Here is a 24,682-nt window from a genome sequence, read left to right as displayed (position 1 = left end):
GGCAACTCAGGCCCAGCCTTTCTCGCCCCCTTGCCCCCAAGGGGATACGGAGGTGCCAAGCGCCACCTCGCGCCGGAGCGCCGCCACAGACCACCAAAGGACACACTGCATGCCTTGTATTGATTTGCACACCCACAGCAACGCTTCCGACGGCACATTGACGCCCCGGGAGCTCATCGCCCTGGCCCGTCAGGAACAGGTGGCCGCCGTGGCCCTGACCGATCACGATACGACCATGGGGCTGCCTGAGGCCATTGAGGCCGGCCGCGAACTCGGCGTCGAGGTCATTCCCGGCTGTGAGCTCAGTGTCGACTTCCCCGGGGGCATGATGCACGTTCTCGGCCTGTGGCTGCCCAAACACCCCCGCCATCTCCAGAAAATCCTGCAGGACCTGCGCAACAAGCGCAACACCCGCAATGAACGGATGATCGCCAAGCTCCAGGCGGCTGGGGTGGGCATCACCTCCAGCGAGATCCTCAAAATGGCCGGTGACGCCGCAGTGGGTCGGCCGCATATCGCTCAGGCTCTGGTGGGAAAAAATATTGCCGTTGACTTCAACGACGCCTTCCATCGCTTTATTGGTCCGGAGGGAATGGCCTATGTCCCCAAGGACAAGCTCTCTCCGAAAAAGGCGATTGCGGCGCTCCGGGAGGAAGAGGCCACGGTCATCCTCGCTCACCCCTTTTCGTTGGGCCTGTCTGCCGAGGAGTTGGAAAAAGAGGTCGCTCATCTCAAATCGCTGGGGTTGGACGGCATAGAGGCCTACTACCCTGAACATTCGCCGGAATTGATCCGCCACTGTGAAAGCTTGGCCGAGCGCTATGACCTCCTGCTCAGCGGAGGCTCGGATTTTCACGGCGCCGTCAAACCGGACATCCATCTCGGGCGGGGCAAGGATGGTCTCCATGTCCCCTATGCCCTGCTGGAACGTATGAAAAAAGCCCGGCGCCTCAAGGGGCAATGGGTCACGGAGAGCCTGCTGTGAGCCGAGGAGGATTGCCGGAACTCCTCGCTCCGGCAGGGGATTGGGAACGGCTTCGCACCGCCCTGGTGTACGGCGCCGACGCCGTCTATCTCGGTGGCAGCGGTCTGGATCTGCGCGCGCAAAGCAAAGGATTCTCTCCGGGGGAACTCCCCGCCGCTGTGGCTTTCGCCGCCAGACACAGCGCCAAGGTCTATTTTTGCTTGAACATCCTGGCCCGGCAACACCATCTGTCCCAGATAGAAGCCACCCTGGAGCAGCTGGCCGCCACCCCGATACACGGCCTCATCGTGGCCGACCCCGGCGTGATCGCCCTGGCCCGGCGCCTGGCCCCGGGTATCCCCTTGCATCTGAGCACCCAGGCCAATACCTCGAACGCCGCCAGCATCGCCTTCTGGCGCGATTGCGGTGTCCAGCGGGTCAACTTGGCGCGCGAACTCTCCGGCCCGGAAATGCGCCGCATCCGCAGGGAGGTGCCGGACATGGAATTGGAATCCTTTGTCCACGGCGCCCAGTGCATGGCCATTTCCGGACGCTGCCTGCTCAGCGACCACCTCAACGGGCGCTCCGCCAATCTGGGGGCCTGTACCCACCCCTGTCGTTTCGGCTACCGGCGCCACATTCTGGAGGAAGGAGTCCGTCAGGGCCAGCCGTGTTGGGAGATTGAACAGGACAGAGATTTTACGCACATCCTGGCCGCCGAGGACCTGTGTCTGGTGCCCTACCTGGCCTGGTTCGTCCACCAGGGGTGGCAGAGTCTCAAAATCGAAGGGCGAATCAAGACCTGTTCCTATGTCGGCCAGGTCGTGGACGTCTACCGCACCGCTCTGGACGATATCGCCGCCCGCCGTTTTCGGCGAGACACCTACCTGCGGGAATTGGAGCCAAGCGCCACCAGGAATCTGGGAACAGGATTTTTCCTGCCCCATGCCCGCGGACTGACACTTCGCGCCGCCCCCAGCTACCGCACCCCCATTGTGGCTCGTATCGAACGCGAACTTGCGCCGGGAACCTGGGAAATCAGCGCCCGGCACCGCTTTGCCGTGACTGACGATATCGAAATCGTGGCTCCCGGGCTGCAGCGCCCTTGCCTTGGCTCATTCGGACTGGAAAAAGAGGACGGAAACCGGATCGAGACCATCCACTCCGGGGTCCGCGGCCGACTGCGAAGCGACAATCCCGCCTTGCGCCCCGACCTGCTGTTACGAGCCCGTCTGCAGGCCTAGCCCGGTTCGGCAGGAACCTTTGAGCGCACCGCAGGCATTGAGAAAATCCCCACCTGCCGGCTACGCTGGGTCATCTTCTTGCGCCTTGAGCCCCAGTTTCAAACGCAATTCGGCCACGGAGCGACCGGTTTTGGCAGCCAGAGCCTCCAGCGCCTCATACTCCGGGCGGGTCCAGGAAAGCGCTCCACTGGAGGCAGTCTTAGCCGCCACTGTCCCCCACGGGGTCTGCAGATGGCTGGCCTGCCGCTCGACCACCAGCCGCTCCCATTTTTTGCGCCGCACGCCCAGCGTCAAACTGTGGGCAATGAACATTTCCTGCAACTGCGGGAGGTCCTCCGGAGAACTCAAGACCTGCAGCACCCCGCCGGGCCTGTTTTTTTTCATCACCCCCGGCAGATACACGACATCCAGTGCGCCGGCGTCCAGAAAGCGACCAAAAAGTCCGCCGAGTTCCTCTCCGGTCAGGTGATCGATATTGGCTTCCAGAACCCAGATCTCTTCCGGACGCGGCGCCGTATTGCCGGTCTTTACAAGAAACAGACGCAGCGCATTGGGGCGCTGCCGGAGTTCCCGGCTGCCCCACCCCAGTCCCGAGGCCAGAAGCGTCCCGGTCGGCCCCTCAACAAACTCATCCACCATCTGGTCGACGAGAACCGCTCCCGTCGGTGTGACCAATTCTCCGTGTTCTGTTGCGGGAGCGACCGGCTTGCCGCGAAGAAGTTGGACCGTGGCCGGGGCCGGAACCGGAAGGATGCCATGTTCGCAATGGACCTCCCCGTGAGACCAGGGCAGAGGCGTCGAGGTGATGCGCTCGATGCCGAGTTGCTCCACACCCCACATCGCTCCAACTATATCGACCACCGTGTCCACGGCGCCGACCTCGTGAAAATGGACCGCTTCGCGGTCGATACCGTGAACGGCGGCCTCGGCCTCGGCGAGGCGAGCCACGGCCCTGCAGGCCTTATCGCGCACTTCGCGGGACAGGGGCAGCGAATGGATCACCTCTCGCAGGTCACTTTCATGGCGCAGGGGCTGCTCCGCCGCAGCGCCGAGTTCCAACCCAGTGCCCACAAGTCCGTGTCGCCGCACCTGCGGCGTGCTCAGTTCAATATCCAGACCAGCCTGGCTGAACATGGTCGCCAAGGGAGTGAAGTCCAGTCCCAGATCAGCCAATCCGCCCAGAAACATGTCCCCACTGATTCCCGTCGGGCATTGAAGAAAGAGTTCTTGCATATCAACGAGTCCTTTGGAATTGTCTAGAAAATACCTGCTGTTTGTCCCTTCGCGCTTCCAACCCGTTGCCAGGCAAGGAGGAAACCATGCTCGTCGAAAATTGGATGACCACAAAAGTACACACCGTCGCAGCAGACGCGACCCTCATGGAAGCCTCCAAGACCCTCAAAGACTACGCCATCCGCCGTTTGCCAGTGGTCGACTCCCACGGGCGGCTGCTGGGGATCGTCACTGACCGGGATATCAAGGAGGCCTCCCCTTCCCGGGCAACCACCCTCGATATCCACGAACTGTACTACCTGCTGTCCGCCATCAGCCTCCAGGACATCATGACCCCCAGTCCAGTGACCGTGCGGGCCAGGGACACTGTCGGCCGCGCGGCCATTCTCATGCGCCGCCACACAATTGAGGGGCTCCCTGTCGTGGACGATGACAACACCGTGGTCGGCATCATCACCGAAAGCGATATATTCGATGTTTTGACCACCATCACCGGCGCTCGCCAACCAGGCATCCAATTCGGGGTCACCCTTCCGACCACCACCGGCTCCCTCCAGGCGGTCCTCGACCTTCTCCGGGAGCACGGGGCACGAGTGACGAGCCTGCTGACCGCCGCCGACCCCGCCACACCGGAAACCCGGCAGGTCTATATTCGCATCGCCCTGCTCCCGCTCAAGGAGCAGACCGTGTTGCGAGAGACCCTGGCACGCAGAACCGCATTGTCGTTCTGGGTGGAGGACGATCTGCCGCCTGCGCCCAAAGAACCCTGAGCAGGAGGCCGCCTCAAGATGTCCGCCGCCGCGCATTGCAGGCCAGGTAAGGACAAAAAGCTGTGGCTTCGGGGCTCAGCCCCGCGGCAGTGTACAAAACGAGGGGGGCTTCGACGGTCAATTGCGCACCGCCATTTTTGCGTGCCTCGACGAGGACCAGCTTGGCCGCGGCATCGGCTCGGCTGTGAACGAAACGCATCCGTTTGGGCTCCAGACGGTGGTCGCGCAGCAGGGTGAGAAGAGCCGGGAGCCGCTCGGCGAGATAGACCAGACACAGCCGGCCCCGATTGCACAGCACATACGCAGCAGCCTCAACAAAGGCGTGAAGTCCCTGCTTCCCGGCAAAGCGGGCCTGTTGGCGCGCCGCGTCATTGCAGCTCCGGCCTGTTTCCGGATCCCGGTATGGCGGATTGCAGACCACCAGCGGAAACGACTCCGGATCGAGGGGAGTCGCCGTATCGCGGACCAAGGCGGCATCGGCCTCAACAAAAACCGCCCGCTGTTCCAAACCAAGGCGGGCAGCGTTTTCCCGCGCCGCCGCGACCATCTCCGGATTGCAATCCACGCCGGTCAGTTGGATGCCCGGCTGGCGCAGAGCCAGTCCGAACCCGACCACGCCGCATCCCGCGCCGAGATCCAGGACCTGTGTTCCTGTCGGCGCCGGACTGAAGCAGGCCAGCAGCAACGCGTCCGCGGAAAAACGAAACCCGGACTCGGGCTGCTGGAGGCCGCGGGGAAAGATGGCTCGAGCAGCCGTCGGCATCACCGCTTCCCCACCCGTCGCAGCACTTGCCGAGTCCCGTCAAAAAAGAGTTCGGTCTCCGGCATGCCCAACATCCCGGCCGCACCGAGATAGACCGCGGCCCAGAACGGGATCCCCAAAAGCGCCCAGCCGCCCCACCCGGCCGTGACCCAGGCGCCGACGCCCACCAGCAGGCTCAGGCCGAGCATGCGGACGACGCCGGGAACCGCCATCCACGGTCCGTTAAAATGGGCCCGCAATCCCCGCAGCAACAACACAACATTCGCCCAAGAGGCCAGGGCCACCGCCAATGCCAGGCCGACATGGGCCCAGAATTGCATGAGCAGCAGACCGAGCCCCCCGTTGAGAAGCAGGCAGAGGGTGGCGATCTTGACCGGAGTTTTGGTATCCTCCAGGGCGTAATAGGTCGAGACCAGCGAGCGCACGCAACAAAAAGCGGGGAGCCCTGTGCTGTAGCCGACCAAAGCCCAGGCCGTAGCCTGCACCGCTTCAGCACTAAACGCGCCGCGGCCAAAAAGGGTCGCCACCATCGGCTCTGAGAGCGCTATCAAGCCGGCAGCCGACGGGAGACTGATAAAAAGGAGCAATCCCAGAGTCTTATTCAACGTCTGCAGCAGGTCCTCATGCGCGCCGTCAGCGGCCAGACGAGAAAAGCTCGGCAAGGCGGCCTGGCTGACTGCGATCCCGAAGACCCCCAGGGGGAACTGCACCAGCCGGTCGGCATAATACAGAAAGGAGATGCTTCCCAGACTCAAGAACGACGCCAGAACGGTTCCCAGAACGATGTTCAATTGATAGACTGCAGCCCCGACAACAGTCGGGAGCATCAACCGGCCGATGCGCAGCACCCCGGGGTGGCGCAAAGAGGCCGGTCCGAACCAGGAGAATCCTTGCCGGCGCAAAAAGGGCTGCTGGAGCAGCCACTGCCCCAGTCCAGCGACAAGAACGGCCAAGGCCAGGGTCGTTGGCACCGGCCACCCCAAGGCGACCGCCGCCAACGAAGCGGTGATCAACACCGCATTGAGCACGCACGGCGCCAGCGCCGGAGCGAGAAAATGGTCCCGGGCATTGAGAATGCCCATGCACAGGGCGACTCCGGAGATAAACAGGATATAGGGAAAACAGATCCGCACCAGAAGGGCGGTATGATTCACGACCTCCGGAGTATCCGCAAATCCCGGGGCGATAACAAGAGTCAACGGCCTGGCCGCGACGATGGCCACGCCCATCAGCAGACCGAGGAGAAGGAGCAGCCACAACGCGGTCGAACGCGCCACTGCAAAGGCTTCGTCCTGCCCGTCGAACCGGTCACTGCGAGTAAAGACCGGAACAAAGGCCATAGTCAACGACCCTTCGGCAAACAGGCGGCGCAGGAGATTGGGGAGACGGAAGGCGACAAAGAAACTGTCGGCCAGGGGGCCTGCGCCCAGGGCAAAGGCGATGACCACATCGCGCACAAATCCCAGGACCCGGCTCAACAAAGTGGCCCCAGCGACGACAGAAGCGTTGCGGGCGATTTTTCGCGTGTGGCTCATCGTGCTTTCCCAACTCCCAACAGTAGCGCAGCCCGGCTCTTTGCCGCGTTGCGGCCGCGCCTGGACCATTGCCGCTGCCTTTGCTCTAGTGGACGGTGAACACCGCCTCTATCAGAATTCCCCCTGAAACCGTGATGCAGGGGTGCACACCACACCCGTTCCACGGATCAAGGGGCCAACTCAAAGCTCTGCAGCTATGTCACAAATTGAATGTTATACCGTATCGTCCCAGCTTGCCCAGGCAGGGGCGCGCCTGCTGCGAGATCGCCCGGAGCAGCGCCCCTCAGGGCCGGCCGGCGAGGCAACTCCTGAACAGGCTGCCCTGGATGCGTCCGGTCGGCAGCGTTTTCTCTGCCGCCACTGCAAACACCCGATTACCACGCCGCAGGACCAAATCGTCCGGAAAGGCGCCCACGAGCACGTGTTCTTCAACCCGCACGGGTTTGTTTTCGAAATCGGCTGTTTTGCACGGGCTCCAGGATGTAGCGCGGTGGGCAGGCCGACTTTGGAATTTACCTGGTTCCCCGGGTTCGCTTGGCGCATTACCCTCTGCAGCCAATGCCAGCGCCATCTGGGATGGCGCTACGAACAGACAACGGATGTCTTTTTCGGATTGCTGCTCGACCAATTGGTCCTTGAGACGGATTCCAACGGGCCGAGCCACCACTGACCCAGCCTGAATCAGCCCGAGAGAACGGAAAAACGGATCACCGTTTCCGCCCTCTCGCCCGGCGGACTGTAGCGTGGATCTGGCTCTGCATACCGTGCAGCAAGCGGCGGGCCCAGACAAACTCCGTGCCCAGCAGGGCCAAGCCCAAGGGGATCACAATAAAGGCAGGACCGGGAAGAAACAGCAGGGCGATACCGGCCAAAACCACAGCCGCCCCGGTCACGAGAACGACCAGCTTGCGCACCTGGCGCCAGGAGGCGCGCAAGGAGGCCTCGGCCTCTGCAGCGACCATATGCAGCGTCCCGGCGATATGGCGCTCAAGGCGGTGGACCGAGACCACGAGGACGCCGCCAGTGAAGGCCAGCAAAAACAGTCCAGCAACATCTTCACTGGCCAGGGCCCACCATTCTTTGCGAAATCCGATCAGCAGGATGGTGTACATGGCGTAGGAGACAAGAAAAAACAATCCTTCCAGCCGGGTAATGCTCCCCCCGCTGAAAAAGATGGGCAGACAGGCCACTGCCACCCCGACCAGGATGGGGATATCGAAATGCAGGGCGGCCTGGGGAATCTCCAGGCCGTGTCCACTGACCAGACCTGTCCCGCCAAGGACCAGTAAAAGGTTGAGCACGTTGCTGCCCACGACGTTGCCCACGGCGATATCACGTTCGCCGCGCACCGCGGCGACCAGGGATGTCGCGAGTTCCGGGAGCGATGTCGCTCCGGCGACCATCAGCAACCCAACAACCATAGCATCCAACTCGAGCCGTGCGGCGATGGAGGTGGCCCCCTGCACGGTCCAACTGCTGCCCAGGACAAGAAGAATGAACCCAGCAAAGAGCTGCGGCACACGCCAGACCCATTGTCGCGGTTCAGGCCGCTCGATCTCTTCGACCCCTCCCTTGAGCCCGGTCTCCTGTTTCAAAAGCAAAAAGGCCAGATACCCGCCCCCAATCGCCAGCAGTATCCCGGCCTCGAGCATGGACAGCCTGCCATTGGCCACGCACAGCCACGCCAAAGCACTGACGAGAATCATGACTGGCACGTCCAGCCTGATCAACCGTTGCTGCACGACCAACGGCTGGATGACGGCGGCCAACCCCAGTATAACCAGGGTATTGAAAATATTGCTCCCGAACACGTTGCCCAGGGCCAACTCCGGCGTGCCGCTGATGACCGCGGTCATGCTGACCGCCAATTCCGGCGCACTGGTCCCAAAGGCGACCACGGTCAATCCCACCACCAGGGGAGAGATCCCCAACAGTAAGGACAGCCGTGAAGCGCTGCGGACCAATTGATCCGCACCCACAAGCAAGACCACCAATCCGATAGTTAAAAGAAGCACGGTGTTTCTTCCTGACGCCGGAACTGGAGTTTCGTTGACCGCTTTGTTGTGCGGGCCGTAAAAGGGGGCGCGCAACCAAGGTAGTACCGGGGCAGGGAGAGCGGATACCGGCGTCAGTGCTCTAGCGTCATCTCCCAGCCGCGCAAGGGCTCCCGGACCGCTCTATGCGGGTCACCGTCCGGGATTGACCCGCGGCACTCCGGCCTCGCGGAGGGTGTCGGCCAGTTTTCCGGTGGCCGACACATACAATTCCTGCCCGCATTGGGCGCAATAATGCGTTTCGAGGCTGCCGGCGGCATTGGAGACAACCCCTTGGGCCGTGGTCTCAGAACTGCCGCAGGCAAAGCAATAGACTTTGCCCATTTCCACGGCCTCGGGGTGGCGCCGGGCATAGTCATCCAATGTCCGTCCCTGGATACGGCGCCGCATGGCCCGGTGTCCAGCATACCGGGCCAGAAGAATCAACAGCGCCACGACAACGACGATGGTTAATCCGATATACATAGCCTTTCTCTTCTCTCCAGACTGCAAATGCCATAATTGAAACGCTTAGCCACCATAGGCAAGCAAATGCTTAGGACCATTCCGGTTACCGTTTTTTTCATGGCCAGGACAGTGGCCCCGAAGGCCACACCGAAGCTGCCTCCAGGATTGCGCCGCAGGGTGGACACAGCCGTGGCGTTGCCCATCTCCTGTTTCGGGATATTGCTAGAGGTCGCTGCGACCAGGGGACAAAAAAAGCCCCAGCCCAGGGCCTGGATACCCCGCGGCCAACGCACGGTCCAGAACGCCCTATACCCCATGAGATTGTGCAGATAAAGCGACAAAATGACAATGCCGCCGAAAAAACACAGAAATCCCAAGGAGATAATTATATTTCTTGCCGCAAAGGTCTTTGTCCATGAACGCGTTTTTCTCGCGAAGCCGTGCTTGGCAAAGCGTTCCTGGCTGCTGCGCAGGATGTCCTGACGACGGAGCCGATACCTGTTGGGCTTCTTCGTCACAGGGCATGGAATTTCAGACGCAAAAGTTTGCCGTCTCTTCTGTGTGCTTCGAGCGAAAGGCCCGTACATTTTCTTGGTCCCGCCAAAAGGGGGAAACCGGACCGCGAACTGAATGCTCCCAGGCGGATTCCGATGCAACAAGGGCCATCTTCGACACCTGGAGTTCTGTTCCACTTGAGAGTCCGGAGGGGGCAAGGATCCCCCTTTGGCGGGATTGAGAAAATACCGGGCCGAAAGTGGGCACACAGAAGAGGCGGCAAACTCCAAAAATCCACAGGATCCGTCAAAGAACCTACCTGTTGCCGTTTTGCTTCCTTGCTGCCCCCAATCCACTGGAATCCGAAAAACTCCCTTACACACCCCGCTGCGAGACTGGGGCACGGCCTGTGCCCTTGCGTAATCTCGGCCCCCACAATCCCATACGGCCAAACAGGGAACCACGTCCTTGTCAATACAATTCCATTTTCCTGGCCACCGGGCCTCGAGCGCTCTTACCCTGATTTTTCACCGCCGTGTCCACTGGCGCCGGTTGACAGCGGTGTCACGCCGTCCTTATTTCCTGTGAGCATACCGCCGGTATCCTCCGGCCAATACGCGATTGGGGCAGCGGGCCGACACGCCCCCGCAACCATCAAACCCTCCGTTTTCCTTTTCCCGGCACACAGGGGACTGAAAACGGCCGCCCAAGGAGGTTGACGTGGAAGATTCGAACAACAAATCACGGGATATCCGGCAATACGCCCGGAACAATCCCTGGACCATACTCCTGTTTCTTTTGGTGTTCTGGTGGCTGTGGAGCAGTGTCAGCCAGTTCAACGCCCCGCCGCACATCAGCTACACGACCTTCTACAGTCAGTTGCGCAACGGCAATATCCAGGAAGTGACCATTCAGGGACCGCGGATTGAAGGCCGCCTTGACTCTCCGGCCCAGCGCCAAATCGGGGACGGCCAGAGCGAAGAATTCTCCCGTTTTGTGACCTACGTCCCCTCCTTCGGCGACGAAACCCTGCTCACCCAGCTCGAGGAAAACGGGGTCACCGTCCAGACCGAGCCCGAACCCGATGCGACATGGACGGAAATCCTGATCAGTTTTCTGCCCTTTATCCTGCTCATGGCCCTTATCATCTACCAGATCCGGCGCAGTCAGGGGCAGGGCGGCGGAATGTTTTCCATTGGCAAGAACAAGGCCAAACTCTTTAATCGCAGTGAAGAAAGCGTAACCCTCGGGGATGTGGCCGGCGCAGAAGGCGCCAAGACTGAAATCCAGGAAATCATCGACTTCTTGAAAAATCCCGACCAGATCCATGCCCTGGGCGGCAAGACTCCCAAAGGGTGCCTGCTCATCGGTCCGCCGGGCACGGGGAAGACCCTGCTAGCCAGGGCTGTGGCCGGCGAGGCCGAGGTCCCGTTTTACTCCATCACCGGTTCTGATTTCATGGAAATGTTTGTCGGCGTCGGCGCCTCCCGGGTCCGCAATCTCTTTCAGGAGGCCAAAAAGGAATCTCCGGCGATTATTTTTATCGACGAACTCGATTCCATCGGGCGGCAGCGCGGCGCCGGACTCGGCGGGGGGCACGACGAACGTGAGCAGACCCTCAACCAATTGCTCTCGGAAATGGACGGATTCGAGCCCACGGAAAACGTCGTGGTCATCAGCGCCACCAACCGGCCGGATATCCTCGACCCGGCCTTGATGCGCCCGGGCCGGTTCGACCGTCGCATCACCGTTGACCTACCGAAAACCAAGGACCGCGAGGAGATCCTCGAGGTCTACGCCCATTCCAAACCCTTGGCCGACGACGTGGACATGGCCGACCTCGCCCGGGGTACCCCTGGCTTCAGCGGCGCCGATCTGGAAAACATGCTCAACGAAGCAGCCCTTTTGGCCGCACGCAAGGGTGCCGACACCATCCACAAGGAGGACATCGAGGAGGCCCGGGACAAAATCCTGCTCGGCCTGCAGCGCAAAGGACTGGCCTTGACGGACGAGGAAAAGCGTATGATCGCCTACCACGAGGCAGGACATGCCGCTGTCGGGGCCTTCAGCCCGACAGCCGACCCGTTGCACAAGATCTCCATCGTTCCGCGCACCCAATCCATGGGCGTGACCCAGCAATTGCCGGAACGCGAACGGTATATCTATCCCAAGGAGTACATGCTGGACCGCTTGAGCGTCATGATGGGCGGCCGGGCCGCGGAGACCCTGGTCTTCAACACTTCCACCAGCGGCGCCGAAAACGATCTCAAACAGGCCACGCAGCTCGCCAGACAAATGGTGCAGGACTGGGGCATGAGCGAGACTTTCCAGCACATGGCCTTGGGGGGCCGCAGTCAACAAGTCTTTCTCGGCGAAGAAATCGCCCAGCGCCGGGAGTACAGCGAAGCCACGGCCCACGAAGTCGACAAGGAGATCCAGCGCATCCTGGCCGAGGCCTACGATCGTACGCTGCGCATCCTCACGGACCATCGCGACGCCCTGGACCGTTTGGCTGAGGCCCTGCTTGAGGATGAAGAAATCGAAGGGCGCAAGGCACTGAAATTACTTGGCGCCTGATCGACCTTTCCCATAGCCATTACCACGCCGGCGGACATGCTGTGTCCGCCGGCGTTTTTTGTGCACCGCCCCCCCACGCTCCTTGTCCGGGCTCTGCGTGACACGCCCGCCGCAAAAAACCGCTGCAGGACGAGGACCCAAACGTTTCCAATGCCCTGGGACACAACTCCACTATTCCGCCACGCTCCCGTCACAAGCCCGCCACCGCTAAGGGGTACGACCGGCAACCTAGGCCCCACCATACTGCACGTCTGCCACCACCAAACGTCTGACTTTCCAAGCGAGGCAACGCATGCGCATAGCCATCGTCACCGATGCCTGGCCGCCGCAGATAAACGGCGTCGTCACCACGCTGACACACACGGTCCAGGAACTGAAAAAAGCTGGACACAGCGTCAAGGTCATCCATCCCGGTCTGTTTCCGCTGACCATGCCGTGCCCGAGCTATCCCCAGATCAAGCTGGCCATTGCCCCTCGAAAGCGACTCGCCCATCTCTTGGAAGACTTCGCGCCGGAAGCAATCCATGCAGCCACCGAAGGGCCACTGGGGCTGTCCTGCCGCAATTATTGCGTCCAAAAGGGCGCCCCTTTCACCACTTCCTTCACGACCCGCTTCGATGAATATGTCAGTCTGCGCTCCCCCATCCCGAGTCGCTTTGTTCTGCACCTCATGCGCTGGTACCACTCCCGTTCAGCGGCATTGATGGTGGCCACGCCGCAACTCCAGCAGGAACTCCACGACCAGGGATTTTGCCGCTTGGAACTCTGGCCCCGTGGCGTGGACACTGCCCTCTTTCACCCCGATCCAGAGGCCACCTTTCCCGGAGCGCGGCCGCACCTGCTCTATGTCGGCCGTGTGGCAGTGGAAAAAAATATCGAGGCATTTCTCAACCTCCGCACTCCTGGAACCAAATATGTTGTCGGCGACGGTCCGGATCTTCCCAAACTCAAAGAGCGCTATCCCGAGGCGGTCTTTCTCGGAGCCCACAAGGGCCGGGATCTGGCCGCGCACTTCGCTGCCGCAGATGTTTTCGTCTTTCCGAGCAAGACCGACACCTTTGGGGTGGTCATGCTTGAGGCCATGGCCTGCGGCGTTCCCGTGGCCGCTTTTCCGGTTCGGGGCCCAGCGGATATCATTGATCAGGGGGGTACCGGGTGGCTCGATGCCAATCTGGAACACGCCGTCGAGAAGGCCCTGACCTGCACCCCAGAGGCCTGCCGTCAACAGGCCCTGCGCTACTCCTGGGCACGTTCGGCGGCCCATTTCGTCCGCAATCTCGTTCCGTGGACCGCGTCACATGCTTCCGCCCTGATGGCGAGGGATACATAATGACGGCCCATTGGCTCCCCCTTGACCATCCTGCCAGCACACGGGCCGACGATGTCGGGCACAAATGCGCCAATCTGGCCCAAGCCCGGGAAAAGGGATTCGCTATCCCTCCGGCCGTGGTCATCCCGGTCCAAGCCCACCGCTATTACCATCACGAAAAGAAGTGGCCCGACGGCCTCAGGGCAAGCATCATCCAGGCCGCACAACACCTCGGTCTCGATGCAGGGGTAGCGGTCCGGTCCTCAGGTACCCGGGAGGATCTGGGCGAGCACAGCTTTGCCGGACAGTATGCGACATTGCTGGACGTTCGCGACCCCCAAGCGCTCCTTGGCGCTGTGGAAGCGTGCTGGAGCAGCCAAGAGTCCGATCAAGTCCGTGCTTACCAGGATCAACATGAGGGGTCAGGCCAGGCCGGCTGGGTAGCCGTACTGATCCAGAAAATGGTGCCCGCCCGGCACGCCGGGGTCGCCTTTAGTCGCAATCCGCTTTTCCCGGCCCGGGCCGAGACCATTGTCGAGGCAGTGGACGGGCTGGGAGAAGGGCTGGTCAACGGCCAGCGCTCCCCTGTCCGGGCCACCCTCCGTGACAAAGAACCGGTCCGGGTCGAAGAGGCTTCGTCCAACACCCCATCTGTGGCCCTTGCCGACGAGACTTGGCGACGGATCGGGGCCATGGCCATGACCCTGGAGCAACACTTCGGTCACCCTCAGGACATAGAATGGGCCGAGGACCATGAGGGGACCCTTTGGCTCTTGCAATCCCGGCCAATTTCGACCATCCGTCCCGAGGACATGCGCATCCCCGCCGGGCTCTGGACCCGCAAGATCGCCAACGATTTATGGTCCGACCGGCTTACCCCTTTCCTGGCCCGGGAGATGGAACGAAACGCCTCTCGCTTTGACCTCTCCAGGGCCGCCGGCTGGCTAGGCATTCCCGTTGCCCGTCCTTCTGTGCGCGTCATCAATGGATTTCTCTACGTCAACGCGGAACGGATCACTGCAATCCTCCAGGGAATTCCCAAAAATTTTCGTCTAAGCAACCTTTCGTCCCTGGTACCGCCTTCCCGCCGGGTGGATCTCGGCCCGACCAAATGGAGCCGGGTCGTCTCCAGCTCATTGCGGGCTCTGCTTTTCTTTGCAGGCAACCCGTGGGCCAATCCGCTCAGCAGCGGCCTCGTGAATCGGATCCACCGCCATTTGATGGGGGGCAAACTCCGCCGCCAAGGGCGACGGTCTGTTCAAACACCTGGGCAATCACTGGCGGCGATCGACACCGATCTGGCCCTGCTGGCGCGCAACCAGCAACGCAACCAATGGCCTTACGCCTACGCCACTGGATTGACCTGGACGCTGCAATGGGTGTTGGAAGAAAAGCTCGGCCTCAACCAGGAGGTCTTCCTGACCCTGCTCAACAAGCGCGGGGACAATGTGACCTTGCGCATAGAGCGTACACTGCGCACTCTGGCCGAGCGCATCGCCCGCAACCCGGCATTGCGCCACCGCTTTCAGACCGAACCAATAGAGCGACTGCGATTCAATCTTCCGCAATGGCTGCAGATCGAATTGGCCAATTTCATGAATCGCTATGGGTGTCGCAGTCCCCACCGGACATTGACCGTGCCCCGCTGGGAGGAAGATCCGGGACAGGTTCTGGCATTTCTGCGCTCCTTGAGCGCAGAACCGCGCTCCGGCACGAACGCTCCCCGGGCCTCCATCGACGCGTGGCGCCAGATACCGCTTTTCTGGCGCCCATTTGTCTGGATACTTCTCCGCGCGACCCGATCTTTTCTGGATTTACGGGAGGAGCTCCGGTTTGTGCTGGACAAAAATCTCTGTTTGCTCCGCCGGCACCTGCTGCGCCTTGGCAAACAGACAGGACTGGGGGAGCATATTGTCTTTCTCACACGGGAAGAATTGCAGACACTGGTGCATTCCCCGGAAGAACGAGACCGATTGATTGGCCTGGCTGAAGAGCGCATTCAACGCCACAGGCAGTCAGAATATGCCCCGGTGTACTACTCGGATGGGAGGGCTGAGGAGGAATTCATGATCCAGGAAGGATCGCTGCAAGGCATTGGGACCAGCGCCGGTCAAACCTCGGGCACCGCGCAGATCGTCCAGGATCCGAGTGAGGTCAGGCTCAGGGGGGAAGTCATCGTCGTTGCCGCGCACACCGATCCCGGCTGGACGCCGCTGTTGAGCCTGGTCAAAGGGTTGATTGTCGAGGAGGGAGGCTTGCTCAGCCATTGCGCCATTGTCGCCCGGGAATTGGGAATTCCCGCTGTTGTGGGAGTGCACCGGGCCACGACCCGCATTCCAGATGGCGCCCAGGTGAGCTTGAACGGCGCCACGGGCCACATCGCCATCGCCACTGATCCAGCATCGCCCAATTGACTCGTGCACCCTGGGCCAAGGGGCTCCTGGGCTCAGGAGCAATCACGCCCCGTACCTGCTCCCACCACTTCGTGTCGCTTTGCTCCGGGACCACGCGTGCGGCGCGGCAGAGATTCGAGGCTCCCAAAGCCGGGCGATCCAGCTTTCCCGCCCACCACCCCACGCCAGCAACGCGGTGTGCCCTGCTTTGCATACCTAACGCCTTTCGGCTATATTGACGTCTTGGACGCCAATCCCCCCTGCTCCAGATCTGGAGGCCGCTTCCGGAATGCTCCGCAACAAAGGGCAGTTCCAGTCTAAAACGAAAAGGACCCCGATATGTCCGCTCCGTCTGCCCACCCGCCTGCCTTGAAATCCTGCCAGGGCCGGACCTATTATTGCTCCGTGGAACTCGCCCTGCAGATCATCGGAGGCAAGTGGAAACCGCTCGTGCTCTGGCATCTCGGCTCAGAAACCGTTTTGCGCTTCAATCAGCTCCGGCGCACGATCCCCAGCATCACCCAGAAGATGCTCACCCAGCAATTGCGGGAATTGGAGTCCGACGGACTGGTTCAACGTACGGTCTACGCCGAGGTTCCGCCGCGTGTCGAATACGCCTTGACCGAGCTTGGCCAGAGCGTCATGCCGGTCTTGCGGCAATTGTGCCGCTGGGGCGGAGAATACGAAAAACGGTTCTCGGTCGAGAAGGAGGCCGCTCCGTCACCGCGCTCCGCGACCTCGTAACCCTACGTTCCTTACGAGACCGCCTCCTGCATGCCGGCAAAAAAACGCGCTTCATCGTAGCCGTTTGAGTCATCTTGCTCCAAAGACTTGCTGGCGTCGAAAAAGGTGTCCCACCCTTCGACCTCGGCGAGTTTCCTGTCGTCATTGAAAAAAGAAAATGTCAATCGCCCCGGCGCTTTGATCATGCGGACTTCAAATTTTCCTTTCTCGGTGAACTCCGTCCAATAGGCCGACCAATTAGGGTCCTCGTCACTTTCGTGTTTTCTGTACTTCTCGAAAAACTTCTCAAAGATCTGTTGTATTTCCTCGTGTTCCATCTCCATCTCCTTGGTGGCGGTTCAAATCGCTTTTCAATACCCGAGTTCACGAGCAACTGCTTCCTTCTGGACGCACCGGTACTGCCGCACATCGTCGGCATACGCGCTTGAAAAATCCAACGCCCCCTCGCCGTCCCCCCGCAAGACCGTGAGGGACGATTGCCCAAGAGGACAAGGTCCTTATGCAAAGCATACATATCCTTTTTCTTAGCGCAAAAGCAACAACCGACAGGGAACTCGAATCCCTTTTGGAGCAAGACGGGTATGCGGTAACCACGACCCGGGACTTCGAAAGCCTGGAACGGCATCTCGACGGTCGCGACTTTGACCTGGTCATTCTCTGCCTCCCTCTGGCCCCGGACCAGGAACTCAACCTCCTGGAAAAAATCAAGAGCCACTCCCCCTTGACCGAGGTTATCCTGATCACCAGCACCCCCAACGTCGAGGGGGCGGTGGCCTCCATGAAAAAAGGGGCGTTCCATTACATGGCCCAGCCCTATAAACCCAATGAAGTCCGGCTGCTGACCTCCAATGCCCTGGAAAAACGGTTGTTGCGCCTTGAGGTCCAGGAATTGCGCAGCATGGTCCGTAACAAGGAATCGCTGCCCAACCTGATCGGCAAAAACCCGCGGATGCAGAACCTGAAGCGCGAAATCGCCCGGGTGGCCCCGCTTGACTGTAACGTGCTCATCCTGGGGGAAACCGGTACGGGCAAGGAATTGGTGGCCAAGACCATCCACAATATGAGTATGCGGGCCGACCAAAAATTTTTGGCTGTAAACTGCGGGGCCCTGAACGAGGAATTGCTCGGCAACGAATTGTTCGGACACGAAAAGGAGGCCTTCACCGGTGCCCAACGGGTTAAAAAGGGAGTCTTCGAAGCCCTCGCCGGCGGAACTTTGCTTTTGGACGAAATCGGCGACATGCCGCTGGCCATGCAGGTCCAACTCCTGCGCGTGCTGCAGGAAAAAAGCATCATGCGTATCGGAGGCACCCGGGAGATCCCTGTTGACACCCGGGTGCTGGCCGCCACCAACCGTCCCTTGCAGGAGGACGTTCAAGCCGGAGGCTTTCGCCAGGATCTTTATTACCGCCTCAACGTCTTCACCCTGCGCATCCCGCCGCTACGGGAACGTGCCGACGACATCCCGCTTTTTTGCCGCTACTTTCTGGAAAAATACACGCTGGAGTTCAATAAAACCATCGAACGGTTCTCGGACGAAGTTGTCGAGATCCTCCAGCATTATCAATTTCCGGGCAATGTGCGTGAACTGGAAAACATCATCGAACGGGCCATCGTCCTCTGCGACGGACCGGTCCTCGAACGGCGCCATCTGCCCCGCCGCCTCAGGAGCCCCCGGGCCTTGCAATACGAGACCAAAACCCGGGACCATCTCCTGCCGTTGGCGGAATTGGAACGGCAATATATCGAGGACGTGCTGAGTATTGTCGGGGGCAACAAGAAAAAAGCGGCCGAAGTCTTAGGCATCGATCGCACCACCCTGTGGCGCAAACTCAAAAATCAGAACGAGACTTCCTGATCCAATTGGGCAAATCCAGGCCCAAACGGTCTCTTCCAGAGAATCGGCCGCCCCGTCGTATCCCAGACAGATTGCCTCCACGCACCTTCTCCCGGCCCCGCCTGCTGCTTGGCGGACCACCTCACCACGCGTTTATACGAACTACTCCCCAAGTCGTTGGGCGACCCGAAATGCGGAAAGGAGCAAGATTGAGTGAGCAGCCCCTCCTGGCCACCCCTGTTGCAAAAAACAACGCGTTGCAAAAAACAACAGACACCCCAAACCGGGCCCACCGCCCGGACTTTGCGACCAAAAGCCCCTCTCAGGACAGTTGCAAAAGACAACACCGCCTGCCCTCCCCGCGCTCCAAAACCGCCAAATCTCGCGCCAACCGGGAGCCAGCTGCATCCCCGTCGCCTTGGCACGCTTCTTGGATACCTACAAGTACAACGACACACACACTCTATTTGCCAAGGAGACCAGTATGAAACACCTAACCCATTTCCTCAATCTCTTGGCCATGGCCAGTACATTTGCCCAAGCCGGCGACCATGACGCTGCGCGGCAAATGTGGCGGCGAGGCTAACCTCCTCTTTCCCCTGATGACCTTACCCCATAAAAAGGAGCGGATTGGCCGCTCCTTTTTTTATGCCTCCAAACCTCGCTGAATATTAAGTCAAAGAAACACTTCCAGGACCAGGCCGCCCCCCTCCAAGCGCCCAGGCCAGCTCCTGCCATGACCCTGCGCATTGCATGCATAGCCGGTTCTGCTCCTGCACCGTTGCCGGCCGGATTTGACCCGCTGCACGGCTGGACATAAACTCCGCCCATGGACAACAGCACTCTCCGTTTTCGACTCTCCCTGGCGCTGCTCGTAACCGTCAGTGCGGCCAGTATCGCCGGGTTCATGGCTGCCGAGGACCTGGAGTTTGCCGACGCGGTCTATTTTTGCATTGTCACCTTGACCACCGTGGGCTATGGCGATATCCACCCCGCTTCTCCGACGGGCAAATTGATCGCCGCCGGCCTGATGGTCACCGGTGTCGGGACTTTCATGGGCGTCGTCTCTGCGGCCACCGACACTCTCTTGAACCGGCGGGACAAGAAACTGCGCCACAGCCGGCTCAATATCCTGGTCGGCACATTTTTCAGCGAAATCGGGACCAGCCTCTTACGCCACTGTGTGGCCATGGACCACCATAGTGCCCCTTTACGCGCTGAACTCCTTGTCGACCAGACATGGCAGGCCCAAGATTTCCAAATCGCTAAAGCCCGTCTGGCTGCTTACGATTTTGCTCTGACTCCTGAGGCCTCCAACCTGGAACAAACACGTCGTGTACTTCTGGAACACACCGGTTTTCTGCTGCGATTGCTGGAAAACCCCAATCTCATCGAGCATGAACAATTGACGGATCTCGTCTGGGCGGTCTTTCATCTCAAAGACGAACTCGCCCACCGGGAGGAACTGGCCGGGGCGCCCGCAACCGATCTGAACCATTTGGCCGGAGACCTGCAACGGGTCTACCGCCAGCTGGCGGCGCAATGGATAGACTACATGGCCCATCTCCAGCAGGAATACCCCTATCTGTTTTCCCTGGCTGTTCGTTTGAACCCCTTTGATCCCCACGCCCAGGCGGACGTGACCCAGGCTTGAGCGAAAGGGGCCCTCACCGTTCCGGCTCGCTCGGTCTGTTGGGAGCACCCTGCTGAGGTCAGGAACAGCTCACCAAACCCTGCGCCTTGTCCCACGAACCCGAACCAGAAACGAGAACATCCTATGGCTCGTCCCCGTTCCCGATTTCCCAGAGAAAGCACCCTGGTCATGGTCCTCTACAGTATCGGACTGTGCGCACTTATTCTTGCCCTCATCTTGGCAGTGCGCATGCTTTTCATTGCCAAAGGTTTGCCGGCACTGGCTTTTTTCGGCTCACTGCTCGGTTTTGCGGCCATCTTGTTCTTCTACGCCAAGAACACGGGGCTCAACCAACGCCGGCTTGTCCTGCAATACTATGTCCTACGTGACCGGCAGCAGCAGGAAAAGGCCAAGCAGGATCCGTAACCAGCCCGTCCAGGACCTCTTTTGGGCATTGGAAATGGCGGCCCCACGAATCTGCAAGTCTTTGCCCCATACTCGCCACGGGCTGATATCCACCTGCGTCAGGAAGCCAATGCCGCTACCTGCCATGGAGCAATTGTTGAACCGGCTGTGCAAACCAAAGGAACTCCAGCAATGTCCCACTCTCAACGAGTCGTTGTTCTCGGCGCCAGTCCCAAAACCAACCGCTATTCCAACCAGGCCGTGCGCATGCTCAAGGAATACGGGCATGAAGTGATCCCCATCCACCCCCGGGAAACGGCCATCGAGGGCTGCCCGGTTCGGACCTCCCTAGCCGAAGTTGAGGGCGAGGTGGATACATTGACCGTCTATGTCGGCCCGGCGCGGCTCACCCCCCTCGTCGCGCAAATCACCACCCTGGCGCCCAGACGGATTATCCTCAACCCGGGAACCGAATCCGAGGAGGCCCAAAAAGCGTTTCAGTCCGCTGGCATCCCGGTGGTTATCGGATGCACGCTGGTCATGCTGCGCAGCAACCAGTTCGACCTGGAATCCCAGTAAGGTAGGCGGTCAGATGCAGCCCGGGGCTTCTCTTGCCCCCTTGCACTCTCGACACTGGCCGAGTGTCATGCCCCTATACACCGTTGAGATCGTCGAGGACCCCTCGCACCTGCCTGAAAACACTCGGACTGTAGAGCATGGCGATATGACTTACAGGGCGGGTCCAGCGCACCTCCCATTGCCCGACTGCAGGAAGGAGCCCTGTGGAAGGCACGACCATATTGTCCGCCGGGGAGACCAGGGCCACGGCCCGTCCCAACCGGGAGGGACTCTGGTGCTCCAATGCCTCCAGCTGAGCGATCAATCGCCCCCGGAAGGAGAGGCTGCGGGCCAGCCCGCCCCAGCCCAGTGAGGCCAATTTGCTACCTTGGTGCGGCGTCCCCAGCGTCACCACGCCTGCCAGCTTCACCGCCTCTGGGTCCCTGTTGTCCGGCTGCGCCAGGGCCGCCCGAACCAGCAGCCCGCCCATGCTATGGCCCAGACAGATGAGCTGCCGCCCGCCTGCCTGGCGGCCGATCTGCCGCAAATCCGTGGCCAGGGCCCGGCTCAAGGTCCAAAAATCCCGATTCCAACTCCCATAGGACCAGGTTATCACCTCGCTATACCCGGCCCGCTTGAGCCAGAAACGGAAAAGCCACCACGCCATCTTGTTGTGATAGACGCCATGAATCAGCACAAGGACGGGGTGTTCCCCCTGGCCTGAAATCCGTCCCCGGCACCCCCATCCCACCATCCCGAAGGGATAGGTGAACAGCGTCAAGAGCCAGGCGACCAGGGCACTGACCGCCCCCCAGCCGAAAACCCGCCAGAAAGACTGGGAACCTGTCCCCTCTTCCTGCCAATAGAACCAACCCCACAAGCCATAACTTATCAGCACGACGAAACAAAACCCTGCCACAATAGCCCCGGCCAAGCCCACCACATCGACTCCTTGGTGTTCCCGTTTTCCCGATTGCACTCATCCTGGACATACCACCGGATTGGACCGCGTCCAGACGCTGCCCAATACCAGCCCCGGCCTATACCCCACGCCCCGTCCTTTCAAGCCTTGCACTCGCTGAAGCCCAATTGCTCCAGCCCCTGGCAGCGACTGGCAAAAAAATTGACTGAACAGACAATCTCCACCCCGCTCTCGAGCCTCAGGAGTCGCGATGAGCGCCGGTGAGCTAAACTGAGCTCCGCTCACTCAGGATAAGGCCAATCTGAGGTCCGCAAACGCCGATTTCTTTTTATTTACACGAAAAACACAAATTTTGATCCCAATTTGACACAAACGCAAAAAGCACATATTGTTCGTTGTATCCTTAAAAAGAAGACAAGGAGTAGCGATGAAAATTTATAGCGAACAACAGCAAGAAATTGCAGAAAAAATCTCTCCAACAGCTACAAAATCAAACTGGACGGACTGGAAATGGCAGTTACGGCATTCCATATCAGACCTGGCGACAGTTGAAAAACTTTTAGATATTGAATTTGATCCTGAAAAACGGAAGCAATACGCCAAGACAATGGAAATATTTCCAATGTCTGTGACCCCGTATTACCTTTCGCTCATAGATACAGAAGACTATGAAAATGATCCAGTTTTCAAACAGGCCATACCCTTACCCGATGAGTTGGATATTGCCGTTCACGACATGAAAGATCCTCTTTCCGAAGATGAAGACAGCCCTGCTCCAGGTATTACGCACAGATACCCCGATCGGGTCCTCTTTCATGTCAGCAATACCTGTTCCATGTATTGCCGCCATTGTACGCGGAAACGCAAGGTCGGCGACTCGGATTTCGTGCCCTGTCGCGACGACCTCCAGGCCGGGCTGGACTATATCCGGAATACCCCGCAGGTCCGGGACGTCCTGCTCTCCGGCGGTGACCCGTTTATGCTCCCGGACCATCAGATCGACTGGTTGCTGGGGCAGCTGCGTTCCATTGAGCATGTCGAGGTCATCCGCATCGGATCCCGCATGCCGGTGGTCCTGCCTTACAGAATCACGGACAATCTGGTCAGCATCCTCAAAAAACACCACCCCTTGTGGCTGAACACCCACTTCAACCATCCTCGGGAATTGACCCAGTCCTCACGAAAGGCACTGGCCAAACTCGCTGACGCCGGCATCCCCTTGGGCAACCAGACCGTTCTCCTGGCCGGGGTCAACGATTGCCCGCGCCTGATGAAGACCCTGATCCACAAGCTGGTCCAGAACCGGGTTCGCCCCTATTACCTCTACCAATGCGATCTCTCCGAGGGGTTGACCCACTTTCGCACGCCGGTGGGCAAGGGCATCGAGATCATCGAGAGCCTCATTGGGCACACCAGCGGGTTTGCCGTGCCGACCTACGTCATTGACGCCCCGGGCGGCGGCGGCAAGATCCCGGTCATGCCCAACTACATCGTCTCCTGGGGCACGAACAAGGTCATCCTGCGTAACTACGAAGGGGTCATCACCACCTATACAGAGCCGGATTGCTATCAGGTCACCTATTGCGACCGGGATTGCGACAACTGCAATCTGACCCTGAAACTCTCCGACGCTGAGGAGTACCGGGCGATCGGTATTGAAAAACTCCTTTCCGACTGGGATGAGACCTGCAGTTTGACGCCCCAGGACACGGAACGGCTGGAGCGGAGGGACGACAATGGCGACGACTGATGTGCTCGAATACAAAGGCCAGAGCCGACTCCAGCACGGGCCATTGAACGACCGCATCTATTTGATGAAACTCGATCCCGGGGACTTCCCCGGGATCGTCGTTGATTTGGACGACCTCGCCGCAGAGCACGGCTATTCAAAGATCTTTGCCAAGGTTCCGGAGCGCTTTCGCGACGGCTTTCTGGAGCAGGGATACCTGGAAGAAGGTCGTGTGCCTAGATTCTATGAAGGGCAGGAAACAGCGGTCTTTCTCGGAAAATTCCTGGCCAGCTGGCGAGGGATAGCCACCGACCAGCACCGGCTGCAAGAGGTCCTCGAAGCCGCTGAAGCCAAGCAGAATGGGCCTGTCCCTGCGACCCAGCCGGATCTTGCAGCGGTGGAACTCGGTGTAGAGCACGCCGCCCAAGCGGCCCAACTCTATGATACGGTATTCGACTCCTATCCCTTCCCGATCCACGACCCCACCTATATCAGGGAAACCATGCACAGCCATGTCAGATACTTCGGGGTTTTCGACGGGCAGCGTTTAGTGGCCCTTTCCTCGTCTGAGATCGATGCCGCGGCCCGCAATGTGGAAATGACCGATTTCGCCACCCTTCCCGAGTACCGGAGCAAGGGGCTGGCCGGATTTCTCCTCGATCATATGGACACGGCCATGCGCGAAGCCGGCCTGCTCACAGCCTACACCATCGCCCGGGCCGTTTCCTTCGGCATGAACATCACCTTTGCCCGGGCCGGGTACGCTTACGGCGGAACACTGATCAACAACACCAATATCGCCGGGAAACTTGAAAGCATGAACATCTGGTACAAACAACTCTGATACCGGCAGCGGCCTTTACCGCGGCTGACGCACGATGTGAGCGGCCGTGTCACCCTCAGGTGACGCGGCCGCTTGCTCTTTTCCCCGGCGCCTTGCATCCACCCGCGCTTTTCCCTATTTTGCGGCCATGTTCAGCACACCATATACACCACCCCAACACGATGCGGCCTGCTGCCCCCACTGCGGAGGAACCGTAGACCTTATCCGAGACTGACGCCATGTCTCC

22 protein-coding genes are annotated in these 24,682 nt (G+C 60.1%); 14 read left to right on the top strand and 8 right to left on the bottom strand.

The window, feature by feature from the left end:
• The first annotated feature begins 109 nt into the window (after positions 1-109).
• Positions 110-985: a PHP domain-containing protein gene (locus tag DRET_RS03580; RefSeq protein ID WP_015751167.1), complete on the top strand. Its 876-nt coding sequence runs from the start codon at positions 110-112 to the stop codon at positions 983-985.
• Complete coding sequence (locus DRET_RS03575; protein ID WP_015751166.1) at positions 982-2,208, top strand: U32 family peptidase; 1,227 nt, start codon at positions 982-984, stop codon at positions 2,206-2,208. The genes DRET_RS03580 and DRET_RS03575 overlap by 4 nt, the downstream gene beginning before the upstream one ends.
• A gap of 60 nt (positions 2,209-2,268) precedes the next feature.
• On the opposite strand, the gene larC is transcribed toward DRET_RS03575, so the two are convergent.
• Positions 2,269-3,441 carry a nickel pincer cofactor biosynthesis protein LarC gene (gene larC, locus DRET_RS03570; RefSeq protein WP_015751165.1) on the bottom strand — a complete coding sequence of 391 codons (1,173 nt, stop codon included), beginning with the start codon at positions 3,439-3,441 and terminating at the stop codon, positions 2,269-2,271.
• Between the two features lie 86 nt (positions 3,442-3,527).
• Here larC and DRET_RS03565 point away from each other — a divergent pair, with 86 nt between their 5' ends.
• The gene (locus DRET_RS03565) at positions 3,528-4,211 is read left to right on the top strand and encodes a CBS and ACT domain-containing protein (protein ID WP_015751164.1); all 684 of its coding nucleotides are present in this window, start codon (positions 3,528-3,530) and stop codon (positions 4,209-4,211) included.
• 13 nt (positions 4,212-4,224) lie between these two features.
• Here the strand turns inward: DRET_RS03565 and DRET_RS03560 are convergent, their stop codons facing one another.
• Together DRET_RS03560 and murJ are read right to left on the bottom strand one after the other, a co-directional pair.
• Positions 4,225-4,974 carry a tRNA1(Val) (adenine(37)-N6)-methyltransferase gene (locus DRET_RS03560; protein WP_015751163.1) on the bottom strand — a complete coding sequence of 250 codons (750 nt, stop codon included), beginning with the start codon at positions 4,972-4,974 and terminating at the stop codon, positions 4,225-4,227.
• Positions 4,974-6,509, bottom strand: coding sequence for a murein biosynthesis integral membrane protein MurJ (murJ, locus tag DRET_RS03555; RefSeq protein WP_015751162.1), 1,536 nt, complete (start codon positions 6,507-6,509; stop codon positions 4,974-4,976). Before murJ ends, DRET_RS03560 begins: the two co-directional genes overlap by 1 nt.
• Before the next feature lie 196 nt (positions 6,510-6,705).
• Between murJ and DRET_RS03550 the strand changes: the two genes are divergently transcribed.
• Positions 6,706-7,179 carry a cereblon family protein gene (locus DRET_RS03550; RefSeq protein ID WP_015751161.1) on the top strand — a complete coding sequence of 158 codons (474 nt, stop codon included), beginning with the start codon at positions 6,706-6,708 and terminating at the stop codon, positions 7,177-7,179.
• Positions 7,180-7,216: 37 nt separating this feature from the next.
• On the opposite strand, the gene DRET_RS03545 is transcribed toward DRET_RS03550, so the two are convergent.
• From DRET_RS03545 to DRET_RS03535, 3 genes are all read right to left on the bottom strand, one after another.
• Positions 7,217-8,524 carry a calcium/sodium antiporter gene (locus DRET_RS03545; protein WP_015751160.1) on the bottom strand — a complete coding sequence of 436 codons (1,308 nt, stop codon included), beginning with the start codon at positions 8,522-8,524 and terminating at the stop codon, positions 7,217-7,219.
• Positions 8,525-8,695: 171 nt separating this feature from the next.
• Complete coding sequence (locus DRET_RS03540) at positions 8,696-9,028, bottom strand: hypothetical protein (RefSeq protein ID WP_015751159.1); 333 nt, start codon at positions 9,026-9,028, stop codon at positions 8,696-8,698.
• Positions 9,013-9,528 carry an MFS transporter gene (locus tag DRET_RS03535; RefSeq protein WP_148214010.1) on the bottom strand — a complete coding sequence of 172 codons (516 nt, stop codon included), beginning with the start codon at positions 9,526-9,528 and terminating at the stop codon, positions 9,013-9,015. Before DRET_RS03535 ends, DRET_RS03540 begins: the two co-directional genes overlap by 16 nt.
• A gap of 697 nt (positions 9,529-10,225) precedes the next feature.
• Here DRET_RS03535 and ftsH point away from each other — a divergent pair.
• The 4 genes from ftsH (at position 10,226) to DRET_RS03515 (ending at position 16,528) form a co-directional block, all read left to right on the top strand.
• Positions 10,226-12,082, top strand: coding sequence for an ATP-dependent zinc metalloprotease FtsH (ftsH, locus tag DRET_RS03530; RefSeq protein ID WP_015751156.1), 1,857 nt, complete (start codon positions 10,226-10,228; stop codon positions 12,080-12,082).
• A 292-nt stretch (positions 12,083-12,374) separates the two neighbouring features.
• A complete protein-coding gene (locus tag DRET_RS03525; protein WP_015751155.1) occupies positions 12,375-13,412 on the top strand; it encodes a glycosyltransferase family 4 protein in 1,038 nt (345 codons plus the stop codon).
• Positions 13,412-15,805, top strand: a complete 2,394-nt coding sequence (locus DRET_RS03520; RefSeq protein ID WP_015751154.1) for a PEP/pyruvate-binding domain-containing protein — start codon at positions 13,412-13,414, stop codon at positions 15,803-15,805. The genes DRET_RS03525 and DRET_RS03520 overlap by 1 nt, the downstream gene beginning before the upstream one ends.
• A gap of 318 nt (positions 15,806-16,123) precedes the next feature.
• Positions 16,124-16,528, top strand: a complete 405-nt coding sequence (locus tag DRET_RS03515; protein ID WP_015751153.1) for a winged helix-turn-helix transcriptional regulator — start codon at positions 16,124-16,126, stop codon at positions 16,526-16,528.
• Between the two features lie 11 nt (positions 16,529-16,539).
• On the opposite strand, the gene DRET_RS03510 is transcribed toward DRET_RS03515, so the two are convergent.
• Positions 16,540-16,845 (bottom strand): hypothetical protein, encoded by a 306-nt coding sequence (locus DRET_RS03510; RefSeq protein ID WP_015751152.1) that lies wholly within the window; start codon positions 16,843-16,845, stop codon positions 16,540-16,542.
• A 182-nt stretch (positions 16,846-17,027) separates the two neighbouring features.
• Between DRET_RS03510 and DRET_RS03505 the strand changes: the two genes are divergently transcribed.
• The 4 genes from DRET_RS03505 (at position 17,028) to DRET_RS03490 (ending at position 20,982) form a co-directional block, all read left to right on the top strand.
• Complete coding sequence (locus DRET_RS03505) at positions 17,028-18,386, top strand: sigma-54-dependent transcriptional regulator (RefSeq protein WP_015751151.1); 1,359 nt, start codon at positions 17,028-17,030, stop codon at positions 18,384-18,386.
• An 808-nt stretch (positions 18,387-19,194) separates the two neighbouring features.
• Positions 19,195-20,019, top strand: a complete 825-nt coding sequence (locus DRET_RS03500; RefSeq protein ID WP_015751150.1) for a potassium channel family protein — start codon at positions 19,195-19,197, stop codon at positions 20,017-20,019.
• 123 nt (positions 20,020-20,142) lie between these two features.
• A complete protein-coding gene (locus DRET_RS03495) occupies positions 20,143-20,424 on the top strand; it encodes a hypothetical protein (protein ID WP_015751149.1) in 282 nt (93 codons plus the stop codon).
• A gap of 171 nt (positions 20,425-20,595) precedes the next feature.
• Entirely contained in the window at positions 20,596-20,982 is a 387-nt protein-coding gene (locus tag DRET_RS03490) for a CoA-binding protein (protein ID WP_015751148.1), read from the top strand.
• Between the two features lie 73 nt (positions 20,983-21,055).
• Here DRET_RS03490 and DRET_RS12880 read toward each other — a convergent pair whose 3' ends face one another.
• On the bottom strand, positions 21,056-21,904 hold the full coding sequence (locus tag DRET_RS12880) for a lipase family alpha/beta hydrolase (protein ID WP_015751147.1): 849 nt from the start codon (positions 21,902-21,904) through the stop codon (positions 21,056-21,058).
• A 406-nt stretch (positions 21,905-22,310) separates the two neighbouring features.
• Between DRET_RS12880 and kamA the strand changes: the two genes are divergently transcribed.
• Both kamA and ablB read left to right on the top strand, forming a co-directional pair.
• Positions 22,311-23,633 carry a lysine 2,3-aminomutase gene (gene kamA / locus DRET_RS03480; RefSeq protein WP_015751146.1) on the top strand — a complete coding sequence of 441 codons (1,323 nt, stop codon included), beginning with the start codon at positions 22,311-22,313 and terminating at the stop codon, positions 23,631-23,633.
• The gene (gene ablB / locus DRET_RS03475; RefSeq protein ID WP_015751145.1) at positions 23,620-24,456 is read left to right on the top strand and encodes a putative beta-lysine N-acetyltransferase; all 837 of its coding nucleotides are present in this window, start codon (positions 23,620-23,622) and stop codon (positions 24,454-24,456) included. Before kamA ends, ablB begins: the two co-directional genes overlap by 14 nt.
• Positions 24,457-24,682: the final 226 nt, after the last annotated feature.

The organism is Desulfohalobium retbaense DSM 5692 (assembly GCF_000024325.1).
Lineage (GTDB): Bacteria > Desulfobacterota > Desulfovibrionia > Desulfovibrionales > Desulfohalobiaceae > Desulfohalobium > Desulfohalobium retbaense.
Note: the sequence above shows the minus strand (reverse complement) of the source record. Positions and strands in the feature narration are given on the sequence as shown.

Excerpts from the sequence above, each read along its gene's own strand:
- DRET_RS03580 (WP_015751167.1), top strand. The coding sequence starts at position 110 with ATGCCTTGTATTGATTTGCACACCCACAGCAACGCTTCCGACGGCACA.
- larC (WP_015751165.1), bottom strand. The coding sequence starts at position 3,441 with ATGCAAGAACTCTTTCTTCAATGCCCGACGGGAATCAGTGGGGACATG.
- DRET_RS03565 (WP_015751164.1), top strand. The coding sequence starts at position 3,528 with ATGCTCGTCGAAAATTGGATGACCACAAAAGTACACACCGTCGCAGCA.
- DRET_RS03560 (WP_015751163.1), bottom strand. The coding sequence starts at position 4,974 with ATGCCGACGGCTGCTCGAGCCATCTTTCCCCGCGGCCTCCAGCAGCCC.
- murJ (WP_015751162.1), bottom strand. The coding sequence starts at position 6,509 with ATGAGCCACACGCGAAAAATCGCCCGCAACGCTTCTGTCGTCGCTGGG.
- DRET_RS03550 (WP_015751161.1), top strand. The coding sequence starts at position 6,706 with ATGTCACAAATTGAATGTTATACCGTATCGTCCCAGCTTGCCCAGGCA.
- DRET_RS03540 (WP_015751159.1), bottom strand. The coding sequence starts at position 9,028 with ATGTATATCGGATTAACCATCGTCGTTGTCGTGGCGCTGTTGATTCTT.
- DRET_RS03525 (WP_015751155.1), top strand. The coding sequence starts at position 12,375 with ATGCGCATAGCCATCGTCACCGATGCCTGGCCGCCGCAGATAAACGGC.
- DRET_RS03520 (WP_015751154.1), top strand. The coding sequence starts at position 13,412 with ATGACGGCCCATTGGCTCCCCCTTGACCATCCTGCCAGCACACGGGCC.
- DRET_RS03515 (WP_015751153.1), top strand. The coding sequence starts at position 16,124 with ATGTCCGCTCCGTCTGCCCACCCGCCTGCCTTGAAATCCTGCCAGGGC.
- DRET_RS03510 (WP_015751152.1), bottom strand. The coding sequence starts at position 16,845 with ATGGAACACGAGGAAATACAACAGATCTTTGAGAAGTTTTTCGAGAAG.
- DRET_RS03505 (WP_015751151.1), top strand. The coding sequence starts at position 17,028 with ATGCAAAGCATACATATCCTTTTTCTTAGCGCAAAAGCAACAACCGAC.
- DRET_RS03500 (WP_015751150.1), top strand. The coding sequence starts at position 19,195 with ATGGACAACAGCACTCTCCGTTTTCGACTCTCCCTGGCGCTGCTCGTA.
- DRET_RS03495 (WP_015751149.1), top strand. The coding sequence starts at position 20,143 with ATGGCTCGTCCCCGTTCCCGATTTCCCAGAGAAAGCACCCTGGTCATG.
- DRET_RS03490 (WP_015751148.1), top strand. The coding sequence starts at position 20,596 with ATGTCCCACTCTCAACGAGTCGTTGTTCTCGGCGCCAGTCCCAAAACC.
- kamA (WP_015751146.1), top strand. The coding sequence starts at position 22,311 with ATGAAAATTTATAGCGAACAACAGCAAGAAATTGCAGAAAAAATCTCT.
- ablB (WP_015751145.1), top strand. The coding sequence starts at position 23,620 with ATGGCGACGACTGATGTGCTCGAATACAAAGGCCAGAGCCGACTCCAG.